The following is a 21,436-nucleotide window of genomic DNA, read 5'->3' as shown; positions in this document are numbered from 1 at the left end:
CTTATATTTACAAGTCACTTTTACGGAAAGTAGATTTATTTATTTAACACAAGAACACGCGACTCATACTTCTCTACACATTCAGGACAGGCGATGCGTCCGTCACGAACACTGGCCCGCTGTTCCATAACGCCCTCCCCGCAAAAAGCACATTGCACCGTGGGGTTGAGCCTGGGACCCTTGGGCAGCTCAAAGTGGATTTTCCGCCAAGCAAAATGCTCTTCCGGCGGAGCTTCCACCAGATGCCGGGAAATCTCTTCATGCAGCTGATAAAATTCCTCGGATTCTTGGGGAGTTGCCGTATTGTCCATCATTTTGACCCGCAGTGCCTGATGCCGTTCATTGTCCATAGCCCCATATTTCAGAGCGACGCGGACGCCCTGCCCATCCTGACGGCGAATGAAACTGAAAACGTGCTTTCCGTGGTCCATAAACATTAAATTTCCTTTGCCAAAGGTACTGGAAAGCAAAGTCTGCACGGCATCCACACCACAGGCATCGTTCTGTACAATACTGACAATGCCGCTTTTAGGATTGTAAGGCTCCTCTCCCAGTTCAGGGAGCAGCTTCAAAGCAATCTGAGCCGCCTGAAAGCCAATAGCCAACCCCGGACAGACGTGTCCATGAAACGATACACAGCGTTCCCAATCCACCTTAACTTGTTCATCCATTTTCCAAGTCACTCCTTTTACTTTTCTTTTAACTCTTTTTTCTTCACGCTTTTCTTCCGGTTAAAAGATAGCTCTGAAGCGTGTTTTCAATGGAGATCTTCTCAAAACCCGCCTCTGAAAAAATATCGCGCATCACGTCTTCTTCCGGTATCATGCAGTTTTTAACCGCACCACCGAGAAAAGCATGCAATTCATTGACATACTCCCTGCTATGCGGATGGAACACTGCAACTCTGCCTCCGCTTTTCAACACTCTGGACATTTCTTTAGCCGCTTGCCAAAGGTTATCAAAGTGGGGAAAAGCGGAGTTGCATACCACTTCATCAATTACCTGGTCCGGCAGCGGAATATTCTCCGCCTCTCCTTCTAAGAATTCCAAATTAGACCAATGATATTTTTTCCGAGCTTCTGCCAACATCCGGGGAGCAAAATCCATCGCCACGACGAGTCCGGAAACCCCCACTGCCCCGACCAGCATTGGTATGAGCACTCCGGTGCCGGTACCCAGATCAAGAACTTTGCTGCCCTGAGACAAGGCAAGTTCCTCAATCATATTTTTCAGGCGAAGCACAACTTCATCCTTGATCTGAGAATCCCACTTTGCCGCCTTCTCATCAAAATAATCTTTTTTAGGAACCAATTTTCATGCCCCCTTTCTCCTAGCTGACTAGTTTGCCCCTTTACTCTCGACCGTGAATGGTTATCTCTGCCACATCACCTAATGACATATACTTAAGGGAAAGGATAAAATATTGACGATTAAAAAAAACAAAAAAGGCCATAAAAGTTGACTCTAAATCAAGTCGACCTTCATGGCCTTTGCAAACACCTTCACGGCTCTGCTTATCTTCTGATATTTTTTCCTTAATTCTACATATCTGTATAAATTCCTTCTCTCAAAGTGTATTCCTTAAAATTTTTTTCTTTATATTGAGAAAATAACCGCACTTTTTTAGTATTGTTTACTTTTATTTACAAAAAACTTGGCTCACAATCCCAATAACCTATTTAAGTGCCCCGACGTCATTCCTTCATGTCACCTATCGCTTTCTCATCGCTTAAAACCCCCGGAAAGCCAAAAACAAATTTTCTTCCGAGCATTCGGCCAACCTCTTTAAATCTCGTTTGTCCTTGGATAACTTTTTCAACTCTGGTCCTCTGCAACTTTGAACCACATAATTTGAGGATAGATCAAAATCAAGAATAATCATGGGGATATTCTCAGCCTCCAGCTCAGGGCAAAAGGTTGTCCTAAACTCGTAAGCAAGTCCGCTGGCCTTAATGATTTCTGCGCTTTGCCGAATTGCAGCTACATCTAAGGGGTTTGTCTTGGTAATCTTTTCGTAGCGATTGAGAGGAGCCTTCAGATCCATGGCGATGAAATCCAAGAGCTTAGTATCAATCAGCCTTCTTAGGCTTTGCGGATTTGTCCCGTTAGTATCCAGCTTTACAAGCAAACTCATGGCTTTCAATTCGGCAATGAACCCTTCCAGATTTTTCTGTAATGTCGGTTCCCCTCCGCTCAAAACCACCGCCTCAATCATTCCTTTGCGCTTAAAAAGGAATTCAAATACCTCTTCCGCCGGAATACAAGTTGTCGTGTTACGAATATCCAGAAGACCGGGATTATGGCAATAACCACATCTTAAATTGCACCCTTGAGTAAAAACTACGGACGCTATCTTGCCAGGGTAATCCACAAAGGATGTCTTGACAAATCCGGCGATATTCACGCTACCACCTCAGGCAGCACGAATTTTTTTCTCTGAGCATATTCTTCTTTTTTGCCAAGATTATAGTTTTTGACCGGCCTCAGATAACCCGTTACTCTGGACCATACTTCAGTTTCAGCGCCGCATTCGGGGCACTGGAAATGCTCACCGCTGATATATCCGTGCCTGTCACAGACACTAAAGGTCGGAGTAACAGAAATATAGGGGATTTTATGCTTGTTAAATATTTTTTGAATGAGCTGCTTGCAAACCTGAATATCCTCAATGGCTTCTCCCAGATACAGGTGCTGGACCGTCCCTCCTGTGTAAAGGGACTGCAATTCGTCCTGCAGCTCTAAAACCTCAAAGATATCATCTGTGTAACCGACGGGAAGCTGAGTCGAATTGGAATAATAGGGGACCTCCCGGCCGGCAGTTATAATGGATTTGAACCTCATCGTATCCAGCATCGCCAGGCGATAAGATGTGCCCTCTGCCGGCGTCGCTTCTAAATTGTAGACATTACCTGTCTCCTCCTGAAATTGAACCAGCAGTTCCCGCAAATGATTCATAACCTCCAGCGCAAAATCACGGCCTTCCTCCGTGTCAATTCCCTTGCCCATAAAATTAAGCAAGGCCTCGTTCATACCAACAATACCAATGGTGCTGAAATGGTTATGCCAATAATGTCCGCTCCGCTCCTGGGAATGCCTCAGATAATGGCAAGAGAAAGGATACAACCCTCTTTCTGACTGCTGCTCAATAATCTTGCGCTTGATTTCCAAGGCCGTGCGCCCGATTTCCGCCATTTGCTTCAGCCGTTCCATAAACTCCAATTTTGTCTGAGATAAGTAGGCTAATCTGGGCAGGTTGATGGTAACAACGCCGATCGACCCGGTGAGAGGATTGCTTCCGAACAGTCCCCCGCCTCGTTTTCTGAGCTCACTGGTATCCAGGCGCAGCCGGCAGCACATGGATACGGCGTCTTCAGGAGACAGATCGGAATTGACGTAATTGGCGAAATAAGGAATGCCGTACTTGCAAGTAATCTTCATAAAGGCATCCGCTACCGGACTATCCCATTCAAAATCCCGAGTGATATTAAGGGTTGGTATGGGAAAGGTAAACACTCTGCCCTTAGAATCTCCCTCCAGCATTACCTCACAGAAGGCCAAGTTGAAGATATCCAATTCTTCCTGGAAATCACCATACTTATCCTCAGTATAATGGCCGCCGATAATCACCGGCTCATCTTTCAAGGTCGAAGGAACCTTTAGGTCAAAGGTAAGATTAGAAAAAGGGCATTGAAATCCCACCCGAGTGGGGACATTGAGATTAAAGACAAATTCCTGCAAACACTGTTTGACTTGGATAAATGTCAAGTGATCCTTGCGGATAAAGGGTGCGCAAAAGGTATCAAAGCTGGACCAGGCTTGAGCTCCGGCAGTTTCCCCTTGGGTCGTAAAGGTGGAATTGACGATTTGACCCAGAAACGACCGCAAATGTTTGGCCGGACCGCTTTCTACTTTGCCGGGGACTCCCCCAAATCCGTCCAGAAGAAGCTGTCTCAAATCCCAGCCTGCACAATAAGGTCCAAAAAAGCCTAAATCATGAATATGGCAGTCTCCGCTTTCATGAGCCTCGCGTACTTCCTGGGGATAGACCTCATAGAGCCAGTACTTTTTCGTAAAGGTCTCCCGGATATAGTTGTTTAAGCCATTAATACTTTTTTGCGTATTGGCATTCTCATTAATCCGCCAGTCTTTATCCCCCAAGTAATCGGAAAACATCCCGATCGTCGCCCCTATCAGCGCATCCATTTCACGGGTGTTTTTTCTTTTTTGCCGATAGAGAATATAAGCTTTGGCTGTTTTAGCGTGTCCGTTTTCTATGAGAACTTTTTCAACAATATCCTGGATTGATTCCACATCAGGCTGTTTAGCCCTGAATTTCTTTTCCAAGACCTCAACCACTTGTCTGCCTATTTCCTCGGCGCGTTCATAATCTGATCCTCCGCAAGCAGTGGCCGCTTTAAAAATGGCATGAACGATTTTGTCCTGATTAAAAACCTCTATGTTTCCATTTCTTTTTACAATCTCTTTGATCATTGCTTAAGAACCTCCTTCATCAATAAGTCATGATTGGGCATCAATAAAAATCAAAAACCCTTCGCTAACGGAAGGGTAAAAAGCTTTAACCGGTATCAGGCAAAAATAGCCTCACAGACACAGGTATCCACCCCCCTAACATTCCCGTAGGTAGTTTTAACCTCGGAATAAGCAGGTCTCCTGGCTCAAGGTCATCATCAACTCAAGTCTTCCCGGATATATCCCAGTGACATTGGATGGGTTGACTACCTTTTACAGTGGCGGGCACCGCGTCAGCTTCGACTGACTTCCCTTTTCAATTCTTCCCCTCGGGAAGAATCACTTATTCCAGTATTTAGTTAAATCAGTTTTATAACTGCCTAAAAAGCGAACCGGCAGCACTATATGTAGCTAACAATTTTGCAAATGCCACTATATACAGTGGTTGCTTCTGAAATTATTGTAACATAGCCTTACGGTCTTGTACATAACTATTATTCACTAACCCTTATCTAAAGGCTTGAGCAAGATCCAGTTAATGGAATATACCGTCCCTTTTCTTAATAGTTATATTTATTAGGATATGGAGTATTAAGGAGCTAAGAATTTATGGACTATGCGAAACCAATTTCCTCCGCCAAATTTTACGCCGGAGTCATAGGCACTACCTTATTCATGACGCTGGGCTTTAAAGCACTGCAAAACAAAATCACTCTGGAACAGGTGAGCAGCATTATCACTTTGGCCTTAAGTATTATTTTGCAGGCGCTGCCTTTTATCTTAATCGGTGTCCTAGCCTCTTCCCTGATCAGGCTTTTTGTCCGCGAGGAATGGATCGCCAAATTCGCCCCCGGTAACGGCCTGGCCGGAGTAGTCGTTGGGGGATTGCTGGGTTTGTTTTTTCCGGTCTGTGACTGCGGAGTCATGCCTGTCGCCCGCAGCTTGCTGCGCAAGGGGGTGTCGATGCAGACCACCTTTGCCTATTTGCTGACTGCTCCGGTCATCAATCCCTTAGTTATCCTGGCGACAGCCCTGGCTTTTCAATGGAATTGGCATTTTGTCGCGCTGCGCGTTTTGGGAACCTTTGTCGTTGGAGCGATTATAGCTTTCTTGGTGGGTAATTTGTTTAGTCCCCGGGATTTCGGAGTAACTGCAGGCAAAAACCATCATCAAGAGCATCACTCCCAAACACAAACTATCCACGAATTATTTCTCCATGCCGTTGACGAATTTTTCGACATTGGCGGATATCTCATCATCAGCGCCTTTTTAGCCGCCGCAATTCAAGTCTGGCTTCCTAAAGGAATGCTCTTTCAATTTGTTGATAATCCTTATTTGGCCATCGGTGCGATGATGATTTTGGCAATTTCCATGTCTTTGTGTTCGGAAGCCGATGCCTTTGTGGCCAGGGTACTGGCCAATCAATTTCCTCTGGGATCAGTATTTGCCTTTCTCCTTATCGGGCAAATCCTGGACTTGAGAAATATCGTTCTCTTTAGCAGAAACTTTCGTATGTCCTTGTTTGTTTTTATTGCCGCTGCGTCGATTATTTTAACGTTCCTTTGGGGGCTGGGCCTTAACTTTATACTGGGTCAGCGGATTCTATGAATCAGGACGCTAAAACCTATTTAGCATTTCACAGGGAGGATTATAAATGATACCTTTCAAGAAAGATGAGTCTGTAAAAGCCGTAATCTTAATAGCCTTCGTCATCTGGATAATATACCTTTTACATTCCGGCAACATCGGTCTATACTTGAGCCCAAATTTAACCTGGCTCTCCAAGGTATCGGCCATACTTTTGCTCCTCCTGACCGCAGCAATATTACTGCCGGCAAAGCACAACTCAGCGCATTGCTGCTGCGGACACACCCATTCCCATACTTCCGGGCATAACCATGCTCACGCTGCTCTCGGGTTGAGTAAAGCCCTGATTTTTTGTGTCCCCCTCTTGCTCGGCTTCACTGCCAAACCTCAGGTTCTCGATTCAACGACCTTAGTCAACAGCATCAATACCGCCGGGTCACTTCCCTTTTTTGTGGCGCGGCCCTCTCTGGCCGGCAGCTTTAACGCTCCGGCAACTCGCCCGGTTCAGCCGGCAAATACTCCTGCGGCACCCGCCGCCCCGAAATCCGCCACAAGCATCCCGCCAAATGAACAGCCTGCGCCTATAGATTCTCAAATAACTGAAACAGATCTCGTCCAATTAGCTTTGAGCGATAATCCTGATCAAATATACAATCATGCTTATCGCTTAACGGGTTTCGTCTACAAAGATCCCCGCTTGGCCAAAAACCAATTCGTCATCACCCGCTTTGTGATCACCTGCTGCGTTGTCGATGCTCAGCCCCTGGGAATCATCGCCGAATTGCCTTCCGCCTCCAGCCTGGAAGCTAATACCTGGCTGGAGGCGGAAGGAGTCCTGAAAAAGCGCGCTATTAAAGATTCCGACCAAATAAACCCGGTTTCCAATTTTCAGACTGCGGAAAATACCGCCCCTTATTTTATTGTAACTAAGTTAAAAAAGATACCCACGCCTAAAGACCCTTATTTGAGCCCGCCGCAGTAAGCCAATTATTTTGTCCAGCTGTAGCCGCTGTCCGTTGTCTGCCATGTCGTTCCGTTTACAGTCACTGAAATACTGGGACTTGACTGCTGAGAATTAGAGTTTGAAACGGTTAAACTTAGATTTGCAGCCGGCTTTTCTTCCCAATGCTGCCCTCCGTCGCTCGTATAGAAAAAAACGTAGGTTGGATGAGCTTTTCCCTGCGGCGCCTCGGCAATCTCCTCAATCAAAACCCCATCCTCGGAAGTAAAAAACGCCGGCGGTGTTACGTCAAACGTCATACTGGTATATCCCGGCACATCCTTGGGCACCGGCAGTTCCTGATGCACCCAGGAATTGCCGCCGTCATTTGTGACAAAAATCCACTGATAGCCAACCCTTGGCACGTAGCCGGTAATCCAACCGGTCGAATCATTGACAAAACTGAGACCATTTTTAACTCCTCCGTAAGGCAGCGTACCGGCGGGCAAATTAGTGGATTCCGCCGCTGAAACATTATTCTGATCCGCTGTCGCAACCTTGGCCCAGCTCTTCCCCCCATCCGCCGTCCGGTAGATATCGGCAGGCTCATTTGTCGTGGCACCTTGCCCGGGAACCATCTTCCAGCCATGCTGGGAATCAAGGAAGACAACATCCACTTTATCTTTAAGAATTGTTTGTAAACGATGATTAGGCAGCCAAAGAGGATCACTCACCGGCGGAGTTGGCAGCTCTGTTGCAGGAGCAGTTCCTTGGGGTTCCGTTTGACTTTGAGTTGACGCCGGTTGTTGTGCCGGTTCTTGCTGTTGCTGGGTCTGCTTGCTGGAGTAATGGTATACAGCCAGGCCCATTCCCAGAACCGCCACGCAAGCAATAACTACAATCGACTTAACTGGCTTCATGATAATTCCCTCCTAGACTCTCCGCATTAGTGTGATTCTTTCCATCATCAGCCGGGCAGAACTCTCGCCAGGTCATAATCCGGCGTTCCTTCAAATTGCCAGATCTGTGCCTGCTCACTCGTTTGAGGAAAATAAACCCAGTACTGATTGGAAGTATTAAGGACACTTTGGTCCGGCGTTCCTCCGGGATAATCCGCTACCCAATAGTAGCCCGCCGTGAGTGGGGCGAAGTTGGCTCCCATGGTTAGTTTGTTCCACTCGTATGGACTCGAATAGGTGCCGGGTTTGACTGAGCTATTCTGCTGCAGCCAGGTAATAAAGGCCGTATAAATTGCCTGGTTGTTGGCATAGTCCTGAGGATCCAGGCCACCGCCTGTGGCTTCAACATCGGCAAATAGGACGAGCTTGACTTTCGAGCCGTAGTAAGTGCTCATATCCTGGAAGGCTTTACTGGCCGCTTGAGCTTGCTGCTGACCCCATTGCGCTGCCGATGTCCCTGTCGGAGCCATGCTTAGCCCGGATATCAGCCAATAACCGTAAACCCAGGTGGCATCCGACGCCCCGGTTTTATTGAAATAAGCCCCATTAGCATCGTCACCGCCTGCATTATAATGTTGGTGGAGACCATATCCTAATTGCCCTATATAGAAATCATTCTTATATGGATTAGAGCTTGTCCCGGAATCTTCCCCATAATACCCGGCAGATTGACCTGCCTGATCGCTGTTCTTTAAGTCGGGCGCTGTGGACAAGGCTCCCACAGCAATAAGAGCCTGCGAGTCAGTAGCTGATGTTCGAACCGCCAGGCTTACCGTCGTATTGTTAACTAAAGATACTACACTTGCGTTACTGCCAAGGATTAAATTTGACGGCCTGTTCACCAGAACATTGGCAAACGCCCCTTGCAGCGTAACCGTTTGACTTAAATCATCTTCAGCTATCGTGACAAGCAGAACGCTGGAGCCTGGAGCTGAAATAAGCGTTGCCATATCATTTACGGAGACCGGCTGTGTAAAGGTACCGGTCAACTGAACTGTTGCAGCCGGGTCCGACTTCAAAGCACTGGTGACGGTTATTGGGCCAAACGACCCTCCGCCGGAGTTATCAATCCCGGCCGACGAGGTCAAGGTTGTCTGCGCTATGTTTGTTGTCCCGCTTGATTTAAGCTGAACATCGCCGCCGGCGATAATCAGCATATTAGCCGTCACATTTTGCAATTCAATCCCAGCGGAACCTCCGGAAAGAACCACAAGATTGGCGGCTGTAACATTTTGCAGGCACGCAGTTCCTGTATCTCCCGGATCAAGGAAAATTGTCCCGTTGACTTTTACATTATTTAACGTAGTATTGTTGCCTAGAATATCAAGACTATTATTGGTTAAGGAATTGCTCAACGTTGTATTATTGCCGGTTATCTTAAGGACCGAATCGATAAGAGCCGGAGGATTCGAGTCTCCAGGTCCTTGGGATATTCCATCCTGACTAATGACCTGGACCGAAGACAGTTGGGAAAGAACATTGGCAGGCACCACTGCTTCACCGCCTAAAGCAATCAGGTGAGGCGATAAATTGGCCCGGGCATAGGTCCCGCTTGCGTCGGGCAAGGATAGGGATGTTAATAAAATCGGAGACCCGCTTAAGGCGGCCAAGGGTGAAACAGCTAAAGCATCAACAAGCGTGTCTCCATTGGCTAAGTAAGTAGTTTTATATTTAAAAACATTGGAGAACTCTTTTAGGACCTCTATGTTGGTCTCGTAGCGGTCGATTCCGGCTACACGCTCCACTGGACCCGGCAGCTGAGAGGCCGCAGCGTCACTGACTACCGCAGTTCCGCCAATGATATATGTTTTGCTCAGATTGCCCTTAACACTATTTAAGTAGTCGTTTACGGAATTGGGCAAGCTCTCTACACCGGAGTACAGAATCGGAATGCCTTGAGCGCCTGCTATTGATGAAATTGAGAGAGCATCAACACCGCTGCCGCCAACAATAATTGCCTTGCTGATTTTGGCGCCCTGCTTGGTCAGTTCTTTAGCAATATTAGTCGATGTTTCCGCCGTATCACTGCCGCCGAGACTCTCCACCTCTGTTACTGTCGGAATAGCTTTTACTTGTTTCGTTAAATTCTGGATATTTACACCAGGACCATTAGTCATAATAATGATAACCTTTTTTACGGCCAGCTTCGTAAGCTCCTGCTGGGCAAAATGGTTCAAAGAATCTCCCTCAGTGAGTAAAATGGGAGCATCAAGTTGAGCGGCAAGAGGGCCTGCTGTCAAGGCATCCACCAGGTTTGAGTCCATGCCGGGGGCCAGGATTGCACAATCAGTTGTTCCTTCCCACCCTGCCTCGGCGATTTTAGCCGCTGTTTCATAACGGTCATAACCATAAATGCGGGTAGTACTGGTATCTGTTGCCGTACTAGTTGCCGCCTGGGCTGTAATAGGCCAAAAAATAATTGTCAAAGCTAAAAAGACAGCAAGGCCAATTATCTTTTGTTTAATGAGTTTCATAATTGTTTTTCCCCTCTTTAGTCATTCGTTAAATTTTTCATTTATGCTTTGCTTTCTCTCTAAGGTTAATTCTCTAAAAAATCCAAGTGGAAGTCAAGCCCCCGCCTCTGGGAACTCCTACTTCCACTTGGGAAAAATGTCTGTAAGTTAAATCTTAAACCTCAGCTACAACGAATTCAGGAATATTGTCATTTACTGAATACCAAAGGCGTTTCCAACTTGATCAAGTTGTTCCGCCATCCATTGAATATAGTTTTTGCCTGTCGGTTCGGTTTCCGTGACTTTGATGATAGGAATGCTATTCCCTTGAGCCAGCTTAACGATGTTCTCCACTGTCGGACTATCTGTCTGAGTGTTAAAAACAAATAATTTGATCTTATGATTCTTGATATCATCTTGTACCTGGGCATAATCCGAAGCGGTCGGATCATTCCCCTCTTCGACAGCCAGGGCAAATTTGGGATTGTTGACCTGCAAATTGAGAGACTCTGCCATATAATCAAAAACCGGCTCCGACACATCAATACTCACAGGGCTGCCCTGTTTGATTTTGGCCGCTTTATCTGTCAAGGGCGCCATGGTGGCAATATAGTCCTTGGCCCGCTTTTGATAATCTTCCGAATTGGCCGGGTCCAGCTTCCCCAAATCATCGGCTAGTTTACTGGCTAATTTAGGCATCGTGGCAAGATCATACCAGACATGGGGGTTGTCCCCGGCCGACTTGCCCAGCAAATCGCTTCCTACAGCAACAACATCTTTGGTTTTGGCTGAAGAATCGGCTTTAAGCAGCCTCTCCATCCAGTCATCGTAGCCAATGCCCGTATAAACAACAACTTGAGCGCCTGCCACTGCTTTCGATGTTTCTGCGGTTGGCTCATAATCGTGGGGGTCTTGTCCCGGATTCGTAAGTATCGACGTTACATTGACATGATCCCCGCCGACGGCTTGAGCGACTTCACCATAAAAGTTTTCGGCGGCCACCACGTTAATCTTGGCACCGGAAGCCCCGGCACTGTTCGCCTGAGTGGCGGCGGCACCAGTCGCCGCAGTCGGCTTTTCCGTACCGCAACCGGTTAACACCCCTATGGCCAACGCCGTTAAAGCAAGACCCAGCTTCCATTTGGAAATCGTAATTTTCATGTTTATTCCCTCCCACAAATTATTTTCAAACTGATGTATGCTCAGTTTTAAACTCCGGAATCGAGAGAAACTGCGCGTTTTTCCGAGACTCTGCGCTCTCGAAACATACTCCAACCTAAAGAAGCAAAATAAAATATCCCTTCCACCGCCGATATAAAGAAGCTAACCGGGGCATTGGTATAAAACCCCAAAACAAGCCCAATCCAAACCCCAAGCACTGAAATCAGCGCCGACAGCCAAATCATGCGCGAGATAGAGTGAGTAAGGCGCTGAGCAGTTGCCGCCGGAGTTGTCATCAACGTGAAAACCAATAAAGCCCCTATAACCTGCACAGCCTCGGCAGTGGCAACAGAGAGCAGCAATAAGAAAGCAACAGAGATGAAACGGATCGGTAAGCCGGCTGCCTGAGCCCCAATGGGATCAAAGGAATCAAAGGTCAACATTTTATACCCAAGAACCAGCACGAATAAGACAAAAGTCGATAGGACTGCCAGCTTCATAACATCCTCGGGGCTTATTCCTAATACAGTGCCGAATAATAGTGACGATATAGCGTTAGATTGCTTACTGGACAAAGTTAAGAACAATAATCCCAAACCCAGAAAAATACTCAGAATTACACTGATCACGGCATCTTTGCGAAACATTTTAATTCCCAAACGTCCAATCACCAACGCTGAAGCACAGGTAAAGAGCAGCATGCCGTTAAGCGGATCGACTCCCATGTAAAGGGCAAAAGCCGCGCCGGAAAATCCAATATGGGAAAAAGTGTGAGCAATAAAGGGCAGCCCGCGGGCAATGACAAAAACTCCGATACAGCCGCACATTAAGGCTACCAGCGTACCGGCAAGAAAGGCGTGCTGCATAAAATCATAGTGAAACATCTGCCAATACCCCCTGTCCGTTATTGTCATCATGAAAACAGGTGGAGGATTCCAGTCCTTTGGAGGCAGACGTAGACACGATGAGCTTGGAGCCGACTTGCAACACTTCAACCGGAGCTCCATACAACCGGGTCAAGACATTCGCTTGCAGCACTTGTTTAACAGTACCCAGCGCATATTGCCCTTTCGTTATGTACAGGATACGGTGAGCGTATTTGGCAATCAGGTTCACATCGTGACTTACAAAAAGCACGCTTATTCCTTTCCTCCCGTTGATGCTATGGACGACGGAGGCCAAATTTTCTTGAGCACCGGGATCTAAATTAGAAGTCGGCTCATCCAGCAGTAAAATTTGCGGGTTCCGAACTAAGGCTTGGGCAATAAAAAGCCGCTGCCGCTCTCCTCCCGACAGCTTGCCGATAGCTTTGTCAGCCAATCTTTCGGAATCGGTTACCTGCATAGCTTCTCGGACAATGTCACGGTCTTGCCTGGTTAACCAGGGCCGCCAGCGATGAGGCAGGCCAAAGCTTACAAAATCCCAGGCCCGCAAGGGGGTCTCCAGATCGAGCTGCCGCGCTTGCGGGGCATATCCCAGCATTGATGAGCCTGACGCTTGCCCATCTCCCCGAAAGGTAATTGTTCCGCTTTTAACCGGTACCATACCTAAAAGAGCTTGCAGCAGGGTCGTTTTACCTGCTCCATTCGGTCCAATAATCCCCAGGAACTCTCCCGGCTTCAGGGTGAAGGAAAGATCCCGCAAGATTGAAATCCCTCCCAGCTGAACATTTAAGTGTTCAACAACAATACCAGCTCCCATTTTCTCCCCCCTTATCAATACCGGCCGGAAAGACGGCAGTCTGAACAATACCCGGTAATCTCAAAACGATGATCTACCACCGTGAAATCAGCCTGATCAATATGGATAAGTTCCATGGGACAATCATGAACCACCCTGATAGAGCCGCATCCCAGGCACACTAAGTGATGATGATGTCCATGACCGCAACTGAGGCGATAGCGGACCGCTTCATCGCCGTATTCCATTTCTTCAATCACCTTCATCTGGCGCAGAAGCGCTAGAGTGCGGTAAATTGTATCATAGCTGATGGACGGGTAAGACTTTCTGATATGTTCATAGACCTCTTTGGCGGTCAAATATCTTTCCTGATATTCAACAAAAAGATCCACGATCTCTTTGCGTTTACCTGTAAAACGATATCCGGATTCTTTAAGCTGTTTCAGGATCTTTTGATTTTCAGACATTACTAGGCCTCCCTCAATTCTGGGTTTCAAGGCTAAAGTAATTCGTAATGATTACGATTTGTATTTTATAGCATTTACCTAACAATGTAAATAGGAATCTTTACGATTTGCACAGGAATATTGTCGGAAGGTCTCTTATCTTCAGTAGAAGCCTGATCCGATCTGATATAATGCAAGTATTTAGATTGACGAATTGAGGTCTGTCATTCGTCAATGCGGGTTGCCCCTTCAGGACTAAGATATAGTTTTTACCTATATCAGTCCATAAAATAGAAGTGTTACCCTATAGTATTTTTTCTTGCTATACTGATTTTGATCTATAATTAAGCAAAGGAGAGAAATCATATGGGTGACTTAGCTAACAATGCGGCCAAAAGAGCAACCGCTCCGTTTCGCTATGATATCGTGGGAAGCTTTTTACGCCCCGAACGTTTAAAAAACGCCCGCGACAAATTTACAAAAGGCTTAATTAAGGCTCAGGAGTTAAAAGAAATTGAAGATGAGGAAATTATTCGTTTAGTAGAAAAGCAGAAAGCGTCCGGACTCCGGGCTGTCACAGACGGCGAATTCCGCCGGAGCTGGTGGCATCTGGATTTTCTCTGGAATTTAGACGGTGTGCAAAAAGCAACGGCAGAGCACGGCCCCATAGCTTTCCAGGGCAAGAATCCCAGACCCGTAACTATTGAAATCAAAGGGAAGATCGATTTTAATAATCATCCTTTTCTCCAGGATTTTAAGTTTACCCGGAATATAGCAGGTGACAATCTGGTGAAACTTACAATCCCCTCTCCTTCTATGCTTCACCTGATTGCAACGGTGAGAAAAGAGGATTATCAACCGATTCCCTTGTATCAAAACAATGACCTGCTCCTTAAGGATATATCCGCAGCCTACAAAAAAGCCATCAAAGCATTTTATGAAATAGGCTGCAGATACCTGCAATTGGACGATACCAGTTGGGGGGAATTCTGCTCCGAGGAAAAAAGGGCGGCTTATGCCCGGCGCGGCTTTGATGTTGATCAGTTAGCAAGAGACTATGTGACAATGGTTAATGAGGCTATTGAGGACAGACCTTCCGATATGGTTGTCACGATGCACATCTGCCGCGGTAATTTCCGTTCGACTTGGTTTTCCTCCGGCGGCTACGAGCCTATTGCTGAAATCCTATTTGCCAATTGTCAGGTAGATGGGTTCTTTCTGGAATACGACAGTGATCGGTCGGGGGATTTTAAACCACTTCGTTTTATCGACAAGCAGAAAGTCGTGCTCGGATTGATTACTTCCAAAAACGGCACACTGGAAAACAAAACGGATCTGATCGCTCGAATCGAGGAGGCAACCCAATATGTAAATATTGACCAACTGTGTTTAAGCCCGCAATGCGGCTTTGCCTCCACGGAAGAGGGAAATATCCTGACCGAAGAGCAGCAATGGGAAAAGATTGCCCTCGTTAAGGAAGTTGCTGAAGCCGTTTGGAAATAATGTTAACAAGCGAAGACATCCTGCAACAACTGTTCATAAACCGAAAAAACCCACTGAACGGATTAAAATCCATCCTGTGGGTTTTTTCGTCAAACTCTCGTGCCCATGTTTTCATTTGATATCTGCCAATCATATTGGATCAAGCATTTTTTGGTCGTTCCATTCTTTACTGAAATTGAAATTCGATTGTCGTTATCCAAAAACTCAACTTTATGTAAAGCGATATTTAAAGCAATAATTTCATTTTTGCCGTTACTAAGTTCTATATAATAGCTCTCCGCTGAGTTTTGCTCAATCACCAGCTTTAACACCTCTAACACATCTCTGACTTTTTGTCTGTCTTCTTCGCCAAGATGCTCAAAAAAATCTCTAAAGGTATTGCTGCGCACGATCATTCTCCTTTCCCGGTCTCACGTTTTGATACCTCAATAATTTAGCCTCTCAACCTATGGTCGAGAGGCTAAATCTGATAGTAAAGTATACCGCCAGTTCAACACCTCCTCTATACCTCGTAGAGCAATCGGCGTTTGCTAATTCAGGCAGGTCTTCTGACTCTGGTTCATTAATGTTTCATGCCTTCCCGAAATTTATTCAGTGGCTTGGAGAAACATCTCCCCATTACAGCGGCGGGACCATGCAGGAATCTCACCTGCTTCCCTTTTCAACCAAAATACGTGAATTTTGGTACCTGAATTGCTTGGTATTCAATTTATATTTTGGGACAGACCTTTTCTTAAGAATAAACCCCCTAACCTTTTTTACTGCTCTTTCGTTTCGGAACTTCCAAAAAGTTTGTCCCAATGATGACCGACAATTAGCCCGGCAAAAAAGTTAGCAACGGAAAAAGCGCCGACTTGAGCATCCCCCGGCAATTCCGTAAAAGGATGGTGTTCACCTTTCGTCACGACGGTAGCCAGATCGTTAACCGCATCGTCAGTGCCGCCGGCCTCCATATTGTGACTTGCCATATATTTGCCTGCGCCAAAAATTAAAAGTAAGATTACAATCATGACGGTAAGCAGAACTTTCGTATAAGTATCAAACCATTTAACCTGAGAACCGGACACGGTTGTTTGATTAGGAAGCGACGGCATTTTTTTTCACTCCCTTGCGAATTTCTTTGTCAGATTTGATTCCAGGCAACAGGTCCGGCCGGCGATTAACCATAACCTGCAAGACTGCCGCAGTGAAAACGGCTTCCGCAACGGCTAACGGCAACTGAGTTGGTCCATAACCCATAAAAAAGATCATCCACTGTTTAAAAAAGGGCACATTGCCATGCAAGCTGAGGGCAAGCTCAAAGGCACTGACCAGATAAGTAACAAGGTCTCCCACAAAACCGGCTACTCCAGCTGCCAACCAGAGAGGGCACTTCAAATAACGCAAAAGTTTCCAGCTTAACCATCCGGAGATGCCTCCACAAATCCCCATAGAAAAGGTATTGGCCCCAATCGTAGTAATACCGCCATGCCCCAGAAAAACGGCTTGAAAGAAAAGAACAATTGCAGAAATCACAGCAGTAGCCAGAGGGCCAACGACGATCGCGGCCAAAGGCGTCCCACAGGGATGGGAGCAAGAGCCTGTGACAGGCACCGGCAAGTGCATGCAGGAAATGATAAATACAGCTACGCCCGTCATGGCTAAAAATGGTTTATAAGATAAATTTTCCTGGACTTTCTTTTTGATCTGCCGCACACCAGGAATCATGAAAGCAACGGTAACCGCGTACCATGAACCCCAAGCTGCCGGGGATAGAATGCCGTCTTCTATATGCATTGTCTAAACCCTCCTAAATCATTTATTCACAAATTTGCGCAATAAAAAAAGCCTTTCCGGAAGGCTAAAACAGTTCCTAACTAGTATCAGGCAAAAACACCAAATACATAGGCAACACCTCCCCATCATCCCGTAGGTCGCGCAAGCGTTTAGTGTGAGCAGGTCTCCTGGCTCAAGTTCCTCATCAACTCACGTCTTCCCGGATTACCCAGTGACATCATGTGAGTTAACTCCCTTTTACAGTGGCGGGTACCGCGTCAGCTTCAACTGACTTTCCTTTTCAATTCTTTCCTCGGAAAGAATCACTCTACACTAGATATTGAATTTTCACAATTATTATATCACGGAGCCAAAAGCTTGTATAGTAAATCAATTATATTAACATAGAATTATGAAGAAGCTATGAATTTTGAGTCGAACGCATAAAAAAATAAATCCCTTCGCCATGATTCCCTCTGCAGCTTAACAAAGATTTAACTACTTCTTAAGCCCTCCCTGATATTCGGGAAAAATGGTCAAAGGATTAATGTTCATTTTATTTAAAGCATTTAAAATGTGAATTCTTTTATCATTCGGAAGAGTCAGCTTTAATAAAATCGCTTTATAGTTGCCCGCTAAACTAAAGTTTTTCCTAACCCATTGCTCGATATCTATTCCTATTGGAGATTTTGTAAATAAACCGCTCCGATCAGCCAATCTTGAATTGACATCAAATAAAGGGTTAAGGCACTTGACCAACAAATCGTCTTCACTTACACCAAAATTTTCCAATCTCAGTTTATTATTTATGTGGTTGACAATTCGAGGTGCAAAAGAATAAATAACCCTTTTGTCCCGGTTATCATCATCCTTATAAAAAGCATAGAAGGCTGCAATAAAAGGGGAGGAAGTCCACTCCAGAAGTGGGCTGAACAGGCTATGATTCTGCCCTGCTGCCCACCAATCATCGTCCGAATCCAACCTTTCGTACTCTAAGTCCTGCTCACCCCTGACACCATACTTAAATCGTTCAAGATATTTTAAACTACCATTTATCTCAAATTTTTTTAACGTTCTCTCTAACTTTGATTCTAATAACCAGTCGATTGATCTTTGACCTCGCCAAATGTAATTGCCGATGTGCAATCGTTTTTCTCTTATCAGACATAAAAATTCTTCCCACGAAGAAAGATCAACCGTAATAATCCCTTCGTTTAAATTACTGTTTATATAGTCCTGTGTTAAGATCAGATTTTCCTCCTTCAACAAAATTACTCCTATTAATGATCTAAGGATACTTATCCATAATATAATTGGGCTAAATAACAAAACCGCCATTCGGGCTGATGATTTGACCAGTGATAAAATCAGCATGATGAGATGCCAAGAAAAAAATACTCATAGCGATATCCATAGGATTTCCCAATCTCCTCAATGGAGTATCTTCTTGTAGAATATTTAACTGTTCCTGCGTATAGGAAGAAAGCATATCCGTTTGAACAATACCTGGAGCAATACAATTAACTTGTATATTTGAAGGCCCCAGTTCTTTCGCTAAAGCCTTGGTTAGGCCAATCATACCTGCTTTTGCCGCTGAATAATGAGCTTCACAGGAAGCTCCTACCATTCCCCAGATAGACGAAACGTTGATGATTTTCCCTTTCTTTTGAGGGATCATATACTTCAGTGATTCTTGAGTGCAATAAAATGAGCTTTTCAAGTTAATGTTTAGCATTTCCTCCCAGTCTTCATCCGTAATGTCTGTAAATAGCTTTTCCTGACATATTCCTGCGTTATTAACAAGAACATTGATGGTTCCAAACTCATTAACACAAAATCTCATCATGGCATCAACTTCGGTTCTTTTGGATACATCGGCTTTAAAATGCCTAACGGAAAATCCCTCTTTTTTTAAGCTATCAAATAAAGTGATGCCTTCCTTCTCGGACCTGTTTGAATTGATAAGGACATTATATTCGTGTCGCGCAAACACTTCCGCAGTTATGCGTCCTATTCCTTTTGAAGCACCAGTGACAATAACCGTTTTTACTTCATCAGAGATTTCGTTGCGACACTTCTGCTCTAAATTTGCCATGTTCATCTCATTCAAGGCCTCATTTCTCAAGCCATTTACACCTCTCAGCCAGTACTTGATTCCACTCTTCTTATTTGGCTGAAGCTTCATAAGTCTATATAATATTTTTCTTCATCTTCAAACTTGTTAGCCTATAAGTCTTTGCGATGGGATAATTCTTCGAGTTCGTCTTCAATATCCATAAACTTTAATAACCATTGAATCCTCTGCTCCTTTCCTGAGGCAATCTTTTCTAAAATTTCGTTCCGTTCTCCCAGCAAAGCCTGTCTATATTCTTCCATCCCCCAGTTTTCTTCCCGACGTACCAATACTCGTACCTCCTTTTTAAAGAAAGGAAAATTCACTACTCACTCTTTGGCTTATTTGAATTTGCCGACCCAAATATAATTATTTATCCTTGGATAAGCATCAGGATAAAAGCATCAGAGTTCCTACATTAATAACATAACCAGCCGTTTTTAAAAAAAGAAAAAAGGCCTTAAGGAAATGACCAAACTACTGTTGGTCAAGACCTTCGTGGCCTCTCATTCATCTACTTATTATTGCATTATTATACTTAGTATGTTCATTCCTGTAAAGCCTTAGCTTGCTTATGTTTAAAAATTTATTATGAACATATCTACTTTTCAAACCTTGCAAAAGATAATTGCCCTTATTTTTCGAATCTCTAAAACTTTGCAGGAATTTGCAAAATGTTATAGAATATTAAAAACAATCTTAGTTCGCAAAACCGTGAAGGTGTTTGCCAAAGACCATGAAGGTCTGACTTTTACAGTCTACTTTTGTGGTCTTTTTATTTTTTCACTTAGAAAGGAGTTTAATTATGTGTAGAGAAAAAACAGCATGGGAAAAAGTTGTGGAATTTCATGGACATGAGTGCCCAGGACTTGCTATTGGCTATAAGGCCTGTGAGGCAGCACTTAAAAAAATGGGCATCCGGTTTTCTCCTGATGAAGAAATTGTATGTGTCACCGAAAATGATGCCTGTGGCGTCGATGCTGTACAAGTTATCACGGGATGTACTTTAGGCAAAGGGAACCTTTTGTATAAAGGTACAGGTAAAATGGCTTTCAGCTTCTATAATAGGGCCAGCGGCGAAAGCCTAAGAATGATAATAAAACCTTTTGATGGAGAAATGGACCGCCAGCAGCGCCAGGAATATATACTGAACACATCTGTAGATCAACTCTTTAGCTTCTCGAAGCCGACGTTTGTATTGCCTGAAAAGGCCAGAATCTTTACCACAGTAGTTTGCGACATTTGTGGGGAAGGAGCCGCCGAACATAAAATTCGTCTCCATGATGGTAAAAAGTTATGCTTGGACTGTTTCCAAGACTATTCTAGAGGATGGTAAGGGATGGATGTCCAATTAGTTCACCTGCCAGCCGCTGCATTGTAAAATGCGTGCCCAATCGGGCACGCATTTTGTTTCTTAACCGCCATTCCTCGTATACTTTAGCTCTATACTTTTCACATAGGAAACAAAGGAGACAGTTGAGTAACTTCCCAGATTCAGTGCGAAAGCACTTAAAAACATCGGGATCAAGATAGTTTGCTTTCCATCAACGCAAGCTAATGAGTATGCATATGTTCATGATGAGTGTGGTCGTGCTCGTGTTCATCAACAAACTGATGATCATGTTCATGAACGTGGGTATAGGCTTCATGGGTATGTTCATGATCGTGCATTTCACCGTTATGCATATGGGGATGCTTATGGCAGACCTCAGAATGCGAATGTTCATGCACATGACTTATTATATCTTTTCCCATAAATATTAATTACCTCCAAAAGCTTATTTTTAAACTATTTTGGACGTTTTATGGGCAATTATACCGACGAAGCTCCGTAAGGTTATCCCTCCAGACGAAGATAAAACCTCTCAAATCTACACAATCAAGTTTTTCTCAAATTACAAAATGATAATTTACATCTTTTGCTGTACTAATGGCTCGGATACACACGAGAGTGCAGCTGCTTCATATTTTCCCTGTACAATTTCAATTCTTGGAAACTTTCCTTCAATTAACACTTGATAGTTGTATCTAAAAGCACAATACAGGCTCATACAATTGGTAAAATGGATTTTGTCGACGTTAAATTTGTCTAAATAGCGAATTTGACTGACAATTCTCTCCGGAGCAGTTTCCGCCGGACATCCCGGACAATTGATCATTCCAATTAGTTCGAGTTTCTGAAAGCTATTATATATCTCGTAAGCCCCTGTCCTGTTCTTTAGCTCGTTAAAGCAATCTGAACAGGAGCATCCCAGTTTATTGGTCACCTTTGGGCAACTGAAAATTACGATATTAGTCACTAACGGCACTTCCTTAACGTTACTTTACTTAGAATTATGACTATGGCAAAGTCAGTTCTTCAATATTCC

The 21,436-nt window shown here is 44.7% G+C and carries 22 protein-coding genes and 3 riboswitches; of the genes, 4 read left to right on the top strand and 18 right to left on the bottom strand.

The features are described 5' to 3' along the window. Positions 1-35: 35 nt before the first annotated feature. The 4 genes from REC12_RS09140 to REC12_RS09125 all read right to left on the bottom strand — a co-directional run bounded on the left by REC12_RS09140 (position 36) and on the right by REC12_RS09125 (position 4,491). Entirely contained in the window at positions 36-671 is a 636-nt protein-coding gene (locus REC12_RS09140; RefSeq protein ID WP_308893779.1) for an FmdE family protein, read from the bottom strand. 43 nt (positions 672-714) lie between these two features. Beyond that, positions 715-1,311, bottom strand: coding sequence for a class I SAM-dependent methyltransferase (locus REC12_RS09135; protein ID WP_308893777.1), 597 nt, complete (start codon positions 1,309-1,311; stop codon positions 715-717). A 418-nt stretch (positions 1,312-1,729) separates the two neighbouring features. Beyond that, a complete protein-coding gene (locus tag REC12_RS09130) occupies positions 1,730-2,404 on the bottom strand; it encodes an anaerobic ribonucleoside-triphosphate reductase activating protein (protein ID WP_308893776.1) in 675 nt (224 codons plus the stop codon). Next, entirely contained in the window at positions 2,401-4,491 is a 2,091-nt protein-coding gene (locus tag REC12_RS09125; RefSeq protein ID WP_308893775.1) for a ribonucleoside triphosphate reductase, read from the bottom strand. Before REC12_RS09125 ends, REC12_RS09130 begins: the two co-directional genes overlap by 4 nt. A 153-nt stretch (positions 4,492-4,644) precedes the next feature. Beyond that, positions 4,645-4,832, bottom strand: a riboswitch (cobalamin riboswitch). Positions 4,833-5,079: 247 nt separating this feature from the next. Here REC12_RS09125 and REC12_RS09120 point away from each other — a divergent pair. Both REC12_RS09120 and REC12_RS09115 read left to right on the top strand, forming a co-directional pair. Beyond that, on the top strand, positions 5,080-6,078 hold the full coding sequence (locus tag REC12_RS09120; protein ID WP_308893773.1) for a permease: 999 nt from the start codon (positions 5,080-5,082) through the stop codon (positions 6,076-6,078). Between the two features lie 46 nt (positions 6,079-6,124). Beyond that, the gene (locus tag REC12_RS09115; RefSeq protein ID WP_308893772.1) at positions 6,125-7,039 is read left to right on the top strand and encodes a TIGR03943 family putative permease subunit; all 915 of its coding nucleotides are present in this window, start codon (positions 6,125-6,127) and stop codon (positions 7,037-7,039) included. Between the two features lie 5 nt (positions 7,040-7,044). On the opposite strand, the gene REC12_RS09110 is transcribed toward REC12_RS09115, so the two are convergent. The 6 genes from REC12_RS09110 to REC12_RS09085 all read right to left on the bottom strand — a co-directional run bounded on the left by REC12_RS09110 (position 7,045) and on the right by REC12_RS09085 (position 13,717). Next, positions 7,045-7,917: a WD40/YVTN/BNR-like repeat-containing protein gene (locus REC12_RS09110; RefSeq protein ID WP_308893771.1), complete on the bottom strand. Its 873-nt coding sequence runs from the start codon at positions 7,915-7,917 to the stop codon at positions 7,045-7,047. A 47-nt stretch (positions 7,918-7,964) separates the two neighbouring features. After that, the gene (locus tag REC12_RS09105) at positions 7,965-10,430 is read right to left on the bottom strand and encodes a cell wall-binding repeat-containing protein (RefSeq protein ID WP_308893769.1); all 2,466 of its coding nucleotides are present in this window, start codon (positions 10,428-10,430) and stop codon (positions 7,965-7,967) included. Between the two features lie 192 nt (positions 10,431-10,622). Beyond that, positions 10,623-11,570, bottom strand: a complete 948-nt coding sequence (locus REC12_RS09100; protein WP_308893768.1) for a metal ABC transporter solute-binding protein, Zn/Mn family — start codon at positions 11,568-11,570, stop codon at positions 10,623-10,625. Positions 11,571-11,617: 47 nt separating this feature from the next. Then, entirely contained in the window at positions 11,618-12,454 is an 837-nt protein-coding gene (locus REC12_RS09095) for a metal ABC transporter permease (protein WP_308893767.1), read from the bottom strand. Continuing rightward, positions 12,441-13,271: a metal ABC transporter ATP-binding protein gene (locus tag REC12_RS09090; RefSeq protein WP_308893766.1), complete on the bottom strand. Its 831-nt coding sequence runs from the start codon at positions 13,269-13,271 to the stop codon at positions 12,441-12,443. The genes REC12_RS09095 and REC12_RS09090 overlap by 14 nt, the downstream gene beginning before the upstream one ends. A gap of 14 nt (positions 13,272-13,285) precedes the next feature. Beyond that, positions 13,286-13,717, bottom strand: a complete 432-nt coding sequence (locus tag REC12_RS09085; protein ID WP_308893765.1) for a Fur family transcriptional regulator — start codon at positions 13,715-13,717, stop codon at positions 13,286-13,288. 345 nt (positions 13,718-14,062) lie between these two features. Here REC12_RS09085 and REC12_RS09080 point away from each other — a divergent pair, with 345 nt between their 5' ends. Further along, complete coding sequence (locus tag REC12_RS09080) at positions 14,063-15,199, top strand: 5-methyltetrahydropteroyltriglutamate--homocysteine S-methyltransferase (RefSeq protein ID WP_308893764.1); 1,137 nt, start codon at positions 14,063-14,065, stop codon at positions 15,197-15,199. A gap of 89 nt (positions 15,200-15,288) precedes the next feature. On the opposite strand, the gene REC12_RS09075 is transcribed toward REC12_RS09080, so the two are convergent. The 6 genes from REC12_RS09075 to REC12_RS09050 form a co-directional block, all read right to left on the bottom strand. Next, positions 15,289-15,588, bottom strand: a complete 300-nt coding sequence (locus REC12_RS09075; RefSeq protein ID WP_308893763.1) for a hypothetical protein — start codon at positions 15,586-15,588, stop codon at positions 15,289-15,291. A 132-nt stretch (positions 15,589-15,720) separates the two neighbouring features. Beyond that, a riboswitch (cobalamin riboswitch) is annotated at positions 15,721-15,906 on the bottom strand. Between the two features lie 51 nt (positions 15,907-15,957). Then, on the bottom strand, positions 15,958-16,293 hold the full coding sequence (locus REC12_RS09070) for a hypothetical protein (RefSeq protein WP_308893762.1): 336 nt from the start codon (positions 16,291-16,293) through the stop codon (positions 15,958-15,960). After that, positions 16,277-16,975 (bottom strand): energy-coupling factor ABC transporter permease, encoded by a 699-nt coding sequence (locus REC12_RS09065; RefSeq protein WP_308893761.1) that lies wholly within the window; start codon positions 16,973-16,975, stop codon positions 16,277-16,279. The genes REC12_RS09070 and REC12_RS09065 overlap by 17 nt, the downstream gene beginning before the upstream one ends. Positions 16,976-17,116: 141 nt before the next feature. Next, positions 17,117-17,300: riboswitch (cobalamin riboswitch) on the bottom strand. A gap of 152 nt (positions 17,301-17,452) precedes the next feature. Beyond that, positions 17,453-18,220: an FRG domain-containing protein gene (locus tag REC12_RS09060; protein ID WP_308893760.1), complete on the bottom strand. Its 768-nt coding sequence runs from the start codon at positions 18,218-18,220 to the stop codon at positions 17,453-17,455. A 52-nt stretch (positions 18,221-18,272) separates the two neighbouring features. Beyond that, the gene (gene ymfI / locus REC12_RS09055; protein ID WP_510167166.1) at positions 18,273-19,079 is read right to left on the bottom strand and encodes an elongation factor P 5-aminopentanone reductase; all 807 of its coding nucleotides are present in this window, start codon (positions 19,077-19,079) and stop codon (positions 18,273-18,275) included. Between the two features lie 101 nt (positions 19,080-19,180). Further along, positions 19,181-19,357: a hypothetical protein gene (locus tag REC12_RS09050; RefSeq protein ID WP_308893759.1), complete on the bottom strand. Its 177-nt coding sequence runs from the start codon at positions 19,355-19,357 to the stop codon at positions 19,181-19,183. A gap of 515 nt (positions 19,358-19,872) precedes the next feature. Here REC12_RS09050 and REC12_RS09045 point away from each other — a divergent pair. Continuing rightward, positions 19,873-20,403: an FmdE family protein gene (locus tag REC12_RS09045; protein ID WP_308893758.1), complete on the top strand. Its 531-nt coding sequence runs from the start codon at positions 19,873-19,875 to the stop codon at positions 20,401-20,403. A 218-nt stretch (positions 20,404-20,621) separates the two neighbouring features. On the opposite strand, the gene REC12_RS09040 is transcribed toward REC12_RS09045, so the two are convergent. Both REC12_RS09040 and REC12_RS09035 read right to left on the bottom strand, forming a co-directional pair. Beyond that, positions 20,622-20,798, bottom strand: coding sequence for a hypothetical protein (locus REC12_RS09040; protein ID WP_308893757.1), 177 nt, complete (start codon positions 20,796-20,798; stop codon positions 20,622-20,624). A gap of 179 nt (positions 20,799-20,977) precedes the next feature. Next, complete coding sequence (locus REC12_RS09035; protein WP_308893756.1) at positions 20,978-21,367, bottom strand: CGGC domain-containing protein; 390 nt, start codon at positions 21,365-21,367, stop codon at positions 20,978-20,980. Positions 21,368-21,436: the final 69 nt, after the last annotated feature.

It is taken from the genome of Candidatus Desulfosporosinus nitrosoreducens, assembly GCF_030954495.1.
Taxonomy (GTDB): Bacteria; Bacillota; Desulfitobacteriia; order Desulfitobacteriales; family Desulfitobacteriaceae; genus Desulfosporosinus; species Desulfosporosinus nitrosoreducens.
Note: the sequence above shows the minus strand (reverse complement) of the source record. Positions and strands in the feature narration are given on the sequence as shown.

Excerpts from the sequence above, each read along its gene's own strand:
- REC12_RS09140 (WP_308893779.1), bottom strand. The coding sequence starts at position 671 with ATGGATGAACAAGTTAAGGTGGATTGGGAACGCTGTGTATCGTTTCAT.
- REC12_RS09125 (WP_308893775.1), bottom strand. The coding sequence starts at position 4,491 with ATGATCAAAGAGATTGTAAAAAGAAATGGAAACATAGAGGTTTTTAAT.
- REC12_RS09120 (WP_308893773.1), top strand. The coding sequence starts at position 5,080 with ATGGACTATGCGAAACCAATTTCCTCCGCCAAATTTTACGCCGGAGTC.
- REC12_RS09115 (WP_308893772.1), top strand. The coding sequence starts at position 6,125 with ATGATACCTTTCAAGAAAGATGAGTCTGTAAAAGCCGTAATCTTAATA.
- REC12_RS09110 (WP_308893771.1), bottom strand. The coding sequence starts at position 7,917 with ATGAAGCCAGTTAAGTCGATTGTAGTTATTGCTTGCGTGGCGGTTCTG.
- REC12_RS09105 (WP_308893769.1), bottom strand. The coding sequence starts at position 10,430 with ATGAAACTCATTAAACAAAAGATAATTGGCCTTGCTGTCTTTTTAGCT.
- REC12_RS09100 (WP_308893768.1), bottom strand. The coding sequence starts at position 11,570 with ATGAAAATTACGATTTCCAAATGGAAGCTGGGTCTTGCTTTAACGGCG.
- REC12_RS09095 (WP_308893767.1), bottom strand. The coding sequence starts at position 12,454 with ATGTTTCACTATGATTTTATGCAGCACGCCTTTCTTGCCGGTACGCTG.
- REC12_RS09090 (WP_308893766.1), bottom strand. The coding sequence starts at position 13,271 with ATGGGAGCTGGTATTGTTGTTGAACACTTAAATGTTCAGCTGGGAGGG.
- REC12_RS09085 (WP_308893765.1), bottom strand. The coding sequence starts at position 13,717 with ATGTCTGAAAATCAAAAGATCCTGAAACAGCTTAAAGAATCCGGATAT.
- REC12_RS09080 (WP_308893764.1), top strand. The coding sequence starts at position 14,063 with ATGGGTGACTTAGCTAACAATGCGGCCAAAAGAGCAACCGCTCCGTTT.
- REC12_RS09070 (WP_308893762.1), bottom strand. The coding sequence starts at position 16,293 with ATGCCGTCGCTTCCTAATCAAACAACCGTGTCCGGTTCTCAGGTTAAA.
- REC12_RS09065 (WP_308893761.1), bottom strand. The coding sequence starts at position 16,975 with ATGCATATAGAAGACGGCATTCTATCCCCGGCAGCTTGGGGTTCATGG.
- REC12_RS09045 (WP_308893758.1), top strand. The coding sequence starts at position 19,873 with ATGTGTAGAGAAAAAACAGCATGGGAAAAAGTTGTGGAATTTCATGGA.